The 12,604-nt window shown below is 67.4% G+C and carries 8 protein-coding genes; 6 read left to right on the top strand and 2 right to left on the bottom strand.

The genetic code is table 11. The features are described 5' to 3' along the window. Position 1: 1 nt before the first annotated feature. Positions 2-565, bottom strand: a complete 564-nt coding sequence (locus tag E0H92_RS43455) for an NADPH-dependent FMN reductase (RefSeq protein WP_131500428.1) — start codon at positions 563-565, stop codon at positions 2-4. Between the two features lie 92 nt (positions 566-657). Between E0H92_RS43455 and E0H92_RS43450 the strand changes: the two genes are divergently transcribed. Next, a complete protein-coding gene (locus E0H92_RS43450; protein WP_131500427.1) occupies positions 658-3,684 on the top strand; it encodes an AfsR/SARP family transcriptional regulator in 3,027 nt (1,008 codons plus the stop codon). A 70-nt stretch (positions 3,685-3,754) separates the two neighbouring features. Further along, complete coding sequence (locus tag E0H92_RS43445) at positions 3,755-5,272, top strand: LLM class flavin-dependent oxidoreductase (RefSeq protein WP_131500426.1); 1,518 nt, start codon at positions 3,755-3,757, stop codon at positions 5,270-5,272. 3 nt (positions 5,273-5,275) lie between these two features. Here the strand turns inward: E0H92_RS43445 and E0H92_RS43440 are convergent, their stop codons facing one another. Beyond that, entirely contained in the window at positions 5,276-5,902 is a 627-nt protein-coding gene (locus E0H92_RS43440) for a DUF6308 family protein (protein WP_131462926.1), read from the bottom strand. 214 nt (positions 5,903-6,116) lie between these two features. Between E0H92_RS43440 and E0H92_RS43435 the strand changes: the two genes are divergently transcribed. The 4 genes from E0H92_RS43435 (at position 6,117) to E0H92_RS43420 (ending at position 12,601) form a co-directional block, all read left to right on the top strand. Beyond that, the gene (locus tag E0H92_RS43435) at positions 6,117-10,217 is read left to right on the top strand and encodes a DUF6531 domain-containing protein (protein ID WP_131500425.1); all 4,101 of its coding nucleotides are present in this window, start codon (positions 6,117-6,119) and stop codon (positions 10,215-10,217) included. 5 nt (positions 10,218-10,222) lie between these two features. Further along, complete coding sequence (locus tag E0H92_RS43430; protein ID WP_131500424.1) at positions 10,223-10,480, top strand: MafI family immunity protein; 258 nt, start codon at positions 10,223-10,225, stop codon at positions 10,478-10,480. Between the two features lie 708 nt (positions 10,481-11,188). Continuing rightward, positions 11,189-11,806, top strand: a complete 618-nt coding sequence (locus E0H92_RS43425; protein ID WP_131500423.1) for a LysE family transporter — start codon at positions 11,189-11,191, stop codon at positions 11,804-11,806. Positions 11,807-11,839: 33 nt separating this feature from the next. Further along, positions 11,840-12,601, top strand: coding sequence for an alpha/beta fold hydrolase (locus E0H92_RS43420; RefSeq protein ID WP_202874129.1), 762 nt, complete (start codon positions 11,840-11,842; stop codon positions 12,599-12,601). The last annotated feature ends 3 nt before the right edge of the window (positions 12,602-12,604 follow it).

Raw genomic sequence — 12,604 nt, 5'->3', positions numbered from 1 at the left:
CTCAGGGTTGGTACGGACGCCGCTTTCGGGCGTCCTGTAGTGCTTCGGCCCACCAGACGAGCTGGTCGAGCATGAGCTTGGCGGTTGCCTCGTAGCCGGCGGAGGCCCGGGGCCAACCGCCGTCGGCGGTGAACTGCTCCCAGTAGCAGGGCAGTGCGACAGTATTGCGAATGGTGACGGCCTGGAGCTCCGAGAAGACCTGCCGCAGCTGTGCGGTGGCGTGGCAGCCGCCGCTCTCCCGGCCGTAGCTGACGATCGCTACCGGCTTGGCGTGCCACTCCTCGTAGTACCAGTCGAGTGCGGTCTTCAGCGTCGCCGGAAAGCTGCAGTTGATCTCCGGTGTGACCACGGCGAACGCATCCGCCGCTGCCAGCCTGCTGCTCAGTACGGCGACCTCCCGCGGTGTCTCGTCGTCCGCGTCGGGCAGCGTGGCCGGCAGGTTCGCGGTGGCCAGATCGACCAGGTCGATCTCGAACTGCTTGGCTGCCTGCTCGGCGAGCCAGTGCGCCACGGTCGGTCCGAACCGGCCGCGCCGGGTGCTGCCGATGATCACTGCCAGTCGCATCTGCGTCCTCCTTCCGTCTGACACAGACTCTGCCGGAAGGGGTTTACGGTTTCTTTCCGGTCCTTTCGGGCGGACCGGAATAAGGTGCCGTCATGCGCTTCGGGGTACTGGGACCGGTGACGGCGTGGACGGACGCGGGGACCCCCGTGGTCATCCAGGGGCTGAAGGTGCGTGCACTGCTGGCGAACCTGCTGGTGCACGAGGGCCGACCTGTGCCCGCGGACCGTCTCATCGACGACCTCTGGGGGTCGGAACTGCCCGGTAATCCGTCCGGGACGCTGTCGGCGAAGGTGTCCCAGCTGCGGCGGGCCTTCGAGGACGCGGAGCCCGGCAGCCGTTCACTGGTGCAGTCTGGTCCGGCCGGCTACTCGCTGGTCGTTTCTGCTGGCACGTACGACGCTCTGCAGTTCGGTGAGTTGCTGGCTGCCGGCTCGGTCGACGAGGCCCTGGCGTTGTGGCGTGGTCCCGCGTACGCCGACTTTGCGGACGAAGCGTTCGTCGAGACCGCTGTGGCTCGGCTGACCGATCTACGACTGACTGCTCTCGAGCAAGCCGATCTACCGGTCGTGGACCTCGCAGCGCTCGTGAAAGAGCACCCGCTGCGTGAGGGGCTCCGAGCCGCGCACATGAAGGCGCTCTACCGGTCCGGAAGGCAGTCCGAGGCACTCGAGAGTTTTGAGGAGCTACGGCAACTGCTGCTGGAGGACCTTGGGCTGGACCCGAGCCCGGAGCTGGTGGCGCTGCAGCAGTCGATCCTCGCTCAGGAGCTGCCGCACGCACGCAGCAACCTTCCTGCGCAGCTGACGGAGTTGATCGGTCGCACCGATGCGTTGGCCGAGGTAGGTGCCTGTTTGGGCACATCACGGTTGGTCACGCTGACTGGTCCGGGAGGTGTCGGCAAGACCCGCCTGGCACTCGCGGCCGCGTCTGAGGTTGCGGACCGGTTCGCGGACGGCGTCGTGCTGGTGGAGCTGGCAGCCGTGACTCCTGACGCGTTGTCGGTCGCCAACTCGCTCACGGACGCGGTGCAGGCTGCTCTGGATCTCCGCGACACCGAGGGCACCCCTGTGGTCGATCGACTGGCTTCGGTGATGGGGACCCGGCTGCTCGTGCTGGACAACTGCGAGCAGATCGTCGAAGAGGTCGCCGTGCTGACAGACCGATTGCTGGCTGCTGCTCCAGGGCTACGTGTCCTGGCGACAAGCCGTGAGCCGCTCGGTCTCGCAGGCGAAGTGGTGTGGAGTGTGCCGCCATTGTCTGTGCCGCCACTGTCGGGTGGAGTGCAGGTCGTCGGCGAGTGCAGTGCGGCGCAGCTGTTCGTGACACGTGCGGCGGCTGCGTCACGTGGCTTCGCTCTAACGGACGAGACCGTTGCCGATGTCGCCGTACTGTGCAGGCGGCTGGACGGGATCCCGCTCGCCTTGGAGCTCGCTGCGACGCGAGTACGAGCGCTCGGGGTCCGTGGGCTTGTAGCGCGGCTGGACGACCGCTTCCGGCTGCTGGCGACAGGACACCGCGGTGCTGCGCCACGCCAGCAGACGCTGCACGCGATGATCGACTGGAGCTGGGAGCTGCTCGCGCCGGAGGAGCAGTCCGTGCTGCGGCAGCTCGCCGTACATGCAGATGGCTGTACGGCGGACGCTGCGGCGGCTGTCTGCGGCGAGGACGACGTACTGGATGTCCTGGTGCGGTTGGTGGACCGGTCGCTCGTCGTACCGGTCGATGGTGGTCGCTTCCGGTTGCTCGAGTCGGTGGCGGCGTACTGCGTAGAGAAGCTGCGGGTCAGCGGTGAGCTGGAGTCGTCGCGTCAGCGGCACCTGTCGTACTACGTGTCGCTGGCTGAGGCGGCGCGGCCGGGACTGTTCGGTGACGAGCAGAGCAAGTGGCTGCAGGTGCTGGACGAGGACTCAGCCAACTTCCGGACCGCTCTGGATCGTGCAGTGACCACAGGGCAGCTGGACCTCGCTGAACGGCTTGTGGACGCGCTGTCTTGGTACTGGTTCCTGCGTGGTCGGCATGTGGAGGCCATGCGGTCTTTGGACACCGTCCCGGGTTCTGCCCGCGCTGGGGTGTGGCGGGCCGGGTTCATGTACCTGCTCGGGCACCCAGACGCTGCCGCGGAGCGGGACCGTTGGTTGGACAGCGCCGATGCCATGGGGCAGTGGTGGATCGCCCATGCCGCCAGCGACGTCGGCGACCTCTCCGCCTGTCTGTCGCTGCTCGAGCAGGCTCTGAAGACGTTCGAGGCCGACGGGAACCAGTGGGGCGTGGCGGCAGTGCTGGCTGCGCGTGCGAAGCATGCTCACGTGCGAGCGGACCTGCCGGCGCTGTACGACGATGCGTGTCAGAGCATCGGGATCTTCAGGGCGCTGGGGGACCGGTGGGGTGTGCTGCAGGCGACGGGCTGGTTCGGGGCCCACGCCGAGCTCGTCGGCGATTTCGACGAGGCGGAGCGGCTGCATCTCGAAGGCGCCGAGGCCGCGGAGGAGATCGGGCTGTGGCCGGAGGTCGCCGGTGCGCTGGCAATGCTCGGCTGGACGGCGATCCGGCGAGAACATTACGAGCCTGCCCGGGCGTACGGCGAGCGTGCGCTGCGGCTGGCGGCCGAGCAGGGCCAGCGCGCGACGCAGGCCCTGGCGGAGCTGGTGCTCGGCTTCGCGGCTCGTCGTTCCGGCGCGCTCGACGAGGCCTCGGAGCGGTTGCAGGCCTTGATCGACGTCGCCCGCCTGCAGACGGAGTCGGTGCTGTATCTGTCGATCGTCCTGGTGGAACTCGGGTTCGTCAGGGAGCTCCAAGGCCGGCCGGACGACGCGCTGGAGCTGCATCTGGAGGCCTTCCGGGTCTCGGAGGAGTTCGACTCGCTGCGGGGGATGTGCTGGTCGCTGGAGGGGATCGCGGCCTCGCACCCGGACAAGGCGCTCGCCGCGACGCTGCTGGGGAGTGCGTCCGCGACGCGGGCGACCGAGAACTACCTGATGGCCTCGACGGAGGCGGAGGATCTCGCCCGGGCGATCGCCGCGGCCTCGCTTGCGTTGGGTCCGGATGCGTATCAGGCGGCGTACACCCGCGGCGAGGGGATGAGCCCGGCGGACGCGTTCGGACTGCTCATCCGGCAGTAGATGTTCTGTAGTTGAGATTATTCGCCTATCGAAGTAGTTTGCTCCCGAACCCACTTCGAGAAGGTGAATCATGGATTACGGCCACGAGCTGGTCTTCGGCACGTTCCTGACCCCCACGGTCGACGCCCCGGACCGCGTGATCGCGCTGGCCCAGCTGACCGAGCAGGTCGGCCTCGACCTGGTGACCTTCCAGGACCACCCGTACCAGCCGCGGCTGATGGACGCCTGGACGCTGCTGTCCGTCGTCGCAGCCCACACCGAGCGGGTGAAGGTCTCCACCAACGTCGCCAACCTCCCGCTCCGGCACCCGGTCGTCCTGGCGCGCAGCGTCGCAACGCTGGACCTGATCACCGGTGGGCGCGTTGAGCTCGGCCTGGGCGCCGGCGGATTCCTCGACGCGGTCGCAGCGAACGGTGGGCCGCGGCTGACCACCGGACAGAGCATCGCCGCGCTGGAAGAGGCCATCGCGATCATGCGCGAGGTCTGGACGCCAGGTGGCGGCGGCATCCGGCTGGCCGGCAAGCACTACACGGTGTCCGGTGCGAAGCGCGGTCCGGTGCCCGCTCACGACGTGTCGATCTGGCTGGGCGCATACAAGCCGCGGATGCTCGCACTCACCGGACGGCTGGCGGACGGCTGGCTCCCGAGCAGCGGGTACGCCGGACCGGACGAGCTGTCCGCGATGAACAAGATCATCGACGAGGCTGCTGTGGAGGCTGGAAGGGATCCTGCTGCGGTGCGGCGGCTCTACAACGTCTCTGGTGTCTTCAGTGGTGGTGGCGGGTTCCTGCAGGGGCCTGAGGAGCTGTGGATCGACCAGCTGACCGAGCTGACGCTGGGGGAGGGGATGAGCACCTACATCCTTGCCTCGGACAACCCGGACGACATCCGGCGGTTCGCTGAGGTGGCAACTGGTGTGCGCGAGGCCGTTGCGGTGGCTCGGTCTGGGGCTCGGTCGGGGGCTGTGGTGGCGCGGTCGGTTGCTCCGGCTGGCTTCGGCGTTGTACCGACACCACCTCCCGCTGTACGACGTAGCGCCGTACAGGTGCTGGATGAGTCCGCGCGGCCGACCGGTCCGGCGCATGACCCGTCGCGGACCTACACGCCGTACCAGCTGCAGTCCGGTCAGCATCTGATCGACGTACACGACCACCTGCGTGCAGAGCTCGACCAGGTACGCGACCTGGTCGAGCAGGTCGCCGCAGGGACGCTGGGCGTCGGTGCTGCGCGGTCGCACATCAACACGATGACCATGCGGCAGAACAACTGGACGCTCGGGACTTACTGCGAGTCGTACTGCCGGCTCGTGACGACGCACCACTCGCTCGAGGACGCGTCGCTGTTCCCGCACCTACGCCGTGCCGACCCCGACCTGGCGCCGGTGGTGGACCGGCTGCAGGAGGAGCACAAGATCATTCACGACGTACTGGAAGGTGTCGACAAAGCACTCGTCGCGCTGGTTGACGGATCAGGCGACATCAACGGTCTGCGTGCGGCCGTCGACCTGCTCGACGACACGTTGCTGTCGCACCTGTCCTACGAGGAACGCGAACTGGTCGAGCCGCTGGCGCGGCTCGGCGTCCTGTAGGTCCTACTTCGCTTCGCCCAGCAGGGAGGCGAGGATGTCGAGCAGGCGGAGCGTCGGCACCTCGCCGAGCAGACGGGCGGCGCTGGTCGCCGGCTCCGCGATCAGGCGGACCTGCAGCAGCTTGAAGTCGCGGACGTTGGCCGGGTTCACCAGGTCCTCGCGGACCGCCTTGAGGAACTCGGCCCCGGCCGACGCCGAGCCGTAGGTCATCCGGATGAAGCTGTCGGTCACCGGGTACAGGTACGGCCGCTTCAGGTGCAGCAGCTTCGACTTCTTCGCGTGCCCGAACCCGCGGTGGCCGGTGAACTTGTCGTCCAGCGCCATCGCCGCCTCGAACAGCTCGGTGCCCGGCGCCGCGTCCTCGAGACGCGCGTCCACCGGGATCGCGGCGAGCTCCTTCTCGGCCTCCACCTCGAGCAGCCAGGGAATGTCGAGCACCCGAAGGTCGGCGCCGATCACCATGATCCGGCCCAGGTCCTCGAACGTGACCCGATTCGGGTCGGAGCCACCGACGGTAGTCATACCCGGCAGCCCGTCGTAGTACTGCAGCACGGCGCCGTTGGTCTCGGCGTACAGCCGCAGTTGCGCGATCGCCTCGTCGACGACGATCTTCCGGGTACCGATGTTCATGAGCCACACCCTCACACTTGTGGTGGCAGACCCGCCAGCGGGCGGACCATCATTCGAACGTTCCTCACCTGTTTCCGGAGATCGTAGCGACTCCGCGGCCCCCCGCACGCCAAAGTCACTGCCCGTTATCCACAACCTGTAATCATCCGGTCTTCCGGCCCGCCGAACTCCGTAAACTCTCTGTCACAACCCCACGACTGAGCGGAGGCGAACTGTGCGGAACCGGCTTCTCACGCTCGTCCTGGCGGTCCTCCTGCTCGTGCCCGTCCCACCGGTCGCGCAGGCGGCCCGCCCGGACGAGTACCCCTGTCTGCACCCGGACATGACCGTCTCCGCGAACGGCGAGGTCCTGAGCACCGGCACCGAGGTCGCCCTCGACGGCGGCATGGCCCACGCCGGCACGGGGCTCACCTTCACGTTCCAGGCCCGCACGTTCAACCTGACGATCGACCTCTGCTACCTCCGGATCACCGACACCCGCACGTGGCAGGTCGACCACTGGCCCTGCGAGAACGTGCCCAAACCGAAGCCGGCGCGGACCCAGTCGCTGAGCTGGTCGGTCTTCGTGCCACTCGACTGCAAGTTCGTCGGCTCGCCGAACCTGCTGTCCGTGTCCTTGACGAACGGCAAGGGGTCGGCGTCCGCGTCGATGATGATCTACGCCGGTGCGCCCGGGTTCGTGTTCCCGGACAAGCAGGCGCGCGCGTTCTTCGGGCCGTTCGCGATGCAGTCCGATCCCGTCAACTCGCTGACGGGCGCACTGGCCGCCGTCGAGACGGACGCTTCGGTGACGGCGCTCGGCGTACCGCTCGCGGTGACCCGGACGTACAACTCGAACGACGGATCCGCCGGCACACTCGGTGCCGGGTGGCGTGCGTCGTACTCGGACCAGCTCGTCGTGTCGTCGGGTGGTGTTCGCTATCTGGCGTCCGACGGGCGGGAGATCGGGTTCGCGCGTCACGGGACCGGGTTCGCCGTGGAGCCGGGCGCTGCTCGATTCACGCTGGCGCGGTCGGGGTCGACGTACCTGCTGACGAGCATCGACCAGGTGCGGATGCAGTTCTCGGCGGCCGGTGAGTTGCAGGCGATCCGGGATCGCAACGGTCAAGGCGTGACGATCGCGCGGGCCGCGGGACGCGTGCGGACGGTCGCGAACGGGCGGCGCGCGTTGTCCTACGAGTACAACTCATCGGGGCAGATCGCGTCGGTGCGGTTGTCGGGGCCCGGCGTAGCGCCGCGGACGGTGCGGTACGAGTACGCCGACGGGCGGCTGGTCGGGGTGACGTCGCCGGGTGGGGTGCGCACGCGGTACGAGTACTCCGAGGGGAGGCTGACGTCCGAGACGGTGGGGGATGCGGCGAAGCCGGCGTACGTGACCGAGTACGACGCCGACGGGCGGGTCGTCGCGCAGACCGACGCCAAGGGCGGTCGCTCGACATGGTCCTGGGAGACCAAGGGGATCCGCGGCACCTCGACGATGACCGATCCAACGGGTGGGAAGTGGATCAACGAGTACGAGCGGAACTGGCTGATCCGCCAAACCGATCCGACCGGGATCACGGCCACGTTCCACTACGACGCCGACGGCAATCTGATCCGGGTCTTCGACAGCCTGGGGCACGGCGCTCGGCACAAGTACGACTCCCTAGGTCGGGTGATCGCCTCGACCGATGCGGTCGGTGCCGTGACGCAGCGGACCTACAACGCTGCGAACGACGTTGTCGCGACGGTGGATCCGCTCGGGCGGCGTACGACGTACACCTATGACGTCCGCGGGAACCTGACCGGCACGTCGTACGCCGGTCGCACCTCGTCGGTCAGCTACGACTCACGCGGGCTGGTCACGGCCTCCCACGACTCCTTGGGCCGCGTGGTGCGCTATTCGTACTCCGCCGATGGTGATCTTGTTGCGGTCACTGATCCCTTGCGGCAGGTGACGCGATTCGAGAACGACGGGTGGGGACGTCCGATCAAGGCGACTTCACCGCGTGGTGCGGTCAGCACGATCGCCTACAACGACGACGACCAGCCGCTCTCGCAGCACGGACCACTTGATGTCTCCACGAGCCAGACGTACGACGGCCAGGGCCGCACGGCGACACTGGTCGACGCCCGCGGCGGCACCACCAAACTGCGCTACGACGATGCCGGCGCGGTAGTCGGCGTCACCAGACCATCGTTGCCCGAGGCCACCACGACCTTCGACGCCTCCGGCCGGGTCACGGAGACCGTTGACGCCAGCGGCCGTTCGCAGACGTTCGAGTACGACGGCGCCGGCCGGACGACCTCGACGACGTACGGCGGTCGCACCTGGAAGTTCGCGTACGACAAGTCCGGCCGACTGATTCGCACCACGCTCCCCTCGGGCAAGACGGCTTCCTTCGCCCTGGACGCGCGCGGTGCACCGCTCCGGATCACGTACTCCGACAAGACACCTGTGGTCAGCTACACCTGGGACGCAGCAGGCCGCCGTACGTCGATGACCGACGGCCTGGGTACGACCCGTTTCGGATACGACGCGTTCGATCAACTCACGTCGGCCGGCGCCGTGTCCTACCGCTGGGACGCCGTCGGCAACCTCGTCGGACGGACGGCAGCCGGCCACACCGAGTCGTACACCTGGGACGCGGCCAATCGCCTGACCTCAGCCGCCGCTGACGGCAAGCCACTCGCGTCGTACCGCTACGACGCCGCCCGCGGCACGATCACGACAACCCAACCAGGCGGGCTGACGAAGACCGAGCGGCTGGACCTCCGCGGTCGCACCACCACCCTCGCGCTCGCTCAACGCGGCAGCCCGCTACGCACGATCAGTTCGGTGTACGACTCCGCCGACAACCTCCTCCGCACCGACGACACGGTGGCCGGCCAGACGTCGTACAGCTACGACGCCCTGAACCGCCTGACCGCCGCCTGCTACGGCGTCGACCACTGCAGCGACGCCGCCACCGACTACATCCGCTACGACTACGACGCCAACGGCAACCGCACCTGGGAGAAACGCCCGTCAGGCAGCACCTGGTCCCTCTACGGCCCCGCCAACGAACTCCAGGCCTCCATCACCGCACCCGCCGACTACCCGCTAACCCCGCCAACAACCCGCACCTACACCTACGACCCCGACGGCAACCTCACCACCGACGGCACCACGACCTACACGTGGTCAGCCGCCGGCAAACCCCGTACCTCAACCACCGCAGGGGTTGAGACCAGCTACACCCACACCGGCGACGGCCGCCGAGCCACCTCCACCACCGGCTCCCAAACCACCCGCTACCTCTGGGACCCACTCTCCCCGCAAATCCTGAGCGTTGCAGGAGCTTCGCAACCCACCCGCTACCTGTACGGCTCCGGCCTCCTCGCCCAACAGACCCCGACCGCACGAACCGCACTCACCACCACCCCGAACGGTTCGGTGCTCACAGCAACAACCGCCAACTACGAGCCCTACGGCCTGACCCGGGCCGGCCCAACCACCCAGACGCCCTCAGGCCCCACCCCCGCCTACATCGGCGGCCTCAAACTCCCCACCGGCAACTACCTCCTGGGCCAACGCGAGTACAACCCCACCACCGGCACCTTCCTCACCACCGACCAGGCAGGCTCCGCCAACCCCTACGCCTACACCGCCGCCAACCCCCTGAAATCCACAGACCTACAAGGCCTGGACGGCATCGACGGCACCCTCACCGACGTCTCCCACATCTCCGGCTACATCTCCACAGCCGCCCTCGGCGGCGCCGTAATCTGCACCGTAGCCCGAGCCTGCGCCCCCGCCATCCCCATCCTCCTCCAAGTCTCCTCAGCCACCGGCGTAATCTCCGCCGGCACAGCAGGCATCCTGGACTCCGAGGCCTGCGTCCTCAAAGGAAACTGCTCTCAACTGTTAGCCGACGTAGGTGTCGCTCTCGTCGCCAGCCGCTTCCCAGCCCTCGGCAGAGTTGGGCGACCGGCAGGCGCGGGATCTGTGATCACGGTTGACGCTGAGCGATTTGCAGATCTGGCGAGCGCCGCCCGGCGGAACCACATTCTGCACGGCGATGCGACGGGCGGAGGGCACATGTGGCCCGGGAAGCCTGGAAAGTCTCTGTTTCCGAAGAGTTGGTCAGAGGACAAGATAATGTACGAGATCTCGGATATTGCCACTGATCCGTCCCTCCAATGGAAGCAGCAGACCGGACCGGCGGGGGCAGACTTCACTCATGGTGGGGCTCCGGTGCGTTACATAGTCGAAGGCGTCCGAGACGGGGTCAAAATTCGCGTCGTGGTCGAGCCTCTGGGGCGAGGCATCGTCTCCGGTTTTCCGATTGGATAGATCGAATGGATTGGGACGAACTCAATGGCAAGCTACGTGGAGTAGTGCTGGAGGTTGCACATCTTCTGTTGCCGGCTGAGGTGCAGGACATCTGGGAGTACATCGACTACGACGAACCTGGCCTTGCATTCGAAACGCTGTGTACTCAACTGCACGAGCACGACTCCGTGGTCAGCGCCGATACTGTCGGTCGGCTCAGGGAGGTTGGTTCGGCGATGGATTTGGAGCCTCGCCAATGGCAGATTCTCCGCGTCTCGAATTGACGGTCGCGCGCAGCGCGACAGTCAGTGAGGGTGGACGCCGGCTGATGACGGGACCGGCCGGCGGCCTGACGCGGCTGGGTCGCAGGTGATCCCGGTCAGCTCTGCAACGTTCTCAACGATGGAGGTCTCGGCGGTGGCTGATGAATCTCGCTCGGATTGACCCGGGATCAGGCACTCGGGTTGGTCGACTGGTTGCTGCGGACCGGCGATGCGGGCGAGCCGGTCGGCTTTGCGGATCAGGCTGAGCAGCGCGTGTTCTGGGACATCAGCGCGTCTCTGGAGACACTTCTCACCGCACCCCTTGCACCCGACTACCGAGCACAACTCGAACGAGCCCGTGCCACCTGCCTATCCGCTCATCGAGGCACGGTTCATCTACGAGTCGGCGGGCGAAGACGAGCGGCCGCTGGCAGCCGAGGCCTATGTTGGTGCTGGTGTTTGGCTCGCTGTCGCTGTCGCTGTCGCTGTCGCTGTCGCTGCCGGGATGGCGGGTTGTTTCGCCGATAGCCTGAAATAGCACGCCAGCTGTCAAATAACCCGCCAGCTCGCCGGCCCGGGCGGTAATTGGGTTGAGGGGGCGGGGGTGGGTGCTGATGATGGGGGGATGATGACGACGAGCTTTGGATTGTTGCTGGTGGGATCTGTGGCCTTGGTGGCTGGGGTTCAGCAGCAGGCTCGTTGTGGGTGGGGGTCTAGCTTCGGTCCGTTGTGATCGGGGCTTTGGTCTCGGGGCTTTTGGCTGGGTTTGGGGTTGCTCTGCCGGTTGGGCCTGTTGGGACCTATCTTGTGGCGTTGACGGCTCGTACTTCGTGGCGGGTTGGGGCGTTTGCTGCGCTCGGGGTTGCTTCGGCTGATGGGGTTTATGCGGCGGTGGCTGCGGGGGCCGGGTCCCTGTTGGCTCCGCTGTTGGTGCCCGTTGTCGGGCCGTTGCGGTGGGCATCCGTTGTGGTGCTGGTCGGGCTTGCGGTGATGGGGGCCGGTAAGGCGGTACGGCGGTATCGCGCGCGGCGGATCGATTCGTTGCAGCAGGAGACGCCGGTTGGGGCGTGGGCGGCGTACTTCGGGATGCTCGGGATGACGATGCTGAACCCGTGGACGGTGATCTACTTCGCTGCGCTCGTGCTGGGTGGGTCCGGGGTCGCGGGAGTTGGCGAGCGGATCGTGTTTGTGGTGGCGGCGTTTGTGGCGTCGGCGAGTTGGCAGCTGGTGCTTGCGGGCGGTGGTGCGTTGCTTGGGCGGTTGCTCACCGGGGCGCTGGGGCGGTTGGTGACTGCGTTGGCGTCGAGTGTGCTGATCGTCGCGCTTGCGATTCGGCTGCTCGCTTAGGTGAAATGGGCCGTGATCATTAGGCGTGGGGACGTGGAGGTCGCTGTCACCGATCGTGGCGGTGACGGGCCGGTGGTCGTGTTGCTGCACGGGCTTGCCGGTAGTTCACGGGAGTTGCTGCCTACTGCGGATGCGCTGGCGGACAGCTTTCGTACCGTGCTGATCGATCAGCGCGGGCACGGGAACAGCACCCGTCGACCGGTGGATGTCTCGCGCGAGGCGTTCGTCGGCGACGTGGTTGGTGTCCTCGAGGAAGTCGTCCCGGGGGAGCGGGTCCGGCTGGTCGGTCAGTCGATGGGGGCGCACACGGCGATGCTGACGGCCGCGGCGCGACCCGATCTGGTCGACCAGTTGGTGATGCTCGAGGGCAACGCCGGTGGCGACGAACGGCCTGACGGGGCGCGCAAGATCGGGAAGTACTTTGCCTCGTGGCCGGTGCCGTTCGCCGATGAAGCTTCGGCGCGGTCGTACCTTGGCGACGGCGTGCTGGCGGTTGCCTGGGTCAACGACCTTGAGCGCACGCCGGGCGGGCTGCGGCCGCGGTTCGATGCTGATGTGATGGAGGCGACGATCGCGGCAGTGCAGGCGGATCGCTGGGCGGAATGGGAGGGGCTGGCGGTTCCCACGCTGGCTGTGTTCGCCCAGAACGGGATGTTCACCGGGGCACAGAAGGACGAACTGATCCGTCGTCGTCCCGGTACGCGGCGCGCGGACATCGCCGGAGGCAGTCACGACGCACATCTCGACGCCTTCGACCGGTGGATCGAAGTCCTGCGCGGCTACCTGAACGAGTGAGGG

It is taken from the genome of Kribbella speibonae, assembly GCF_004331375.1.
Taxonomy (GTDB): domain Bacteria; phylum Actinomycetota; class Actinomycetes; order Propionibacteriales; family Kribbellaceae; genus Kribbella; species Kribbella sindirgiensis.
This window is presented reverse-complemented; position numbering and strand designations above follow the sequence as displayed.

Bases quoted from the DNA above. Each gene is read 5' to 3' on its own strand.
- E0H92_RS43455 (WP_131500428.1), bottom strand. From the start codon at position 565: ATGCGACTGGCAGTGATCATCGGCAGCACCCGGCGCGGCCGGTTCGGA.
- E0H92_RS43450 (WP_131500427.1), top strand. From the start codon at position 658: ATGCGCTTCGGGGTACTGGGACCGGTGACGGCGTGGACGGACGCGGGG.
- E0H92_RS43445 (WP_131500426.1), top strand. From the start codon at position 3,755: ATGGATTACGGCCACGAGCTGGTCTTCGGCACGTTCCTGACCCCCACG.
- E0H92_RS43440 (WP_131462926.1), bottom strand. From the start codon at position 5,902: ATGAACATCGGTACCCGGAAGATCGTCGTCGACGAGGCGATCGCGCAA.
- E0H92_RS43430 (WP_131500424.1), top strand. From the start codon at position 10,223: ATGGATTGGGACGAACTCAATGGCAAGCTACGTGGAGTAGTGCTGGAG.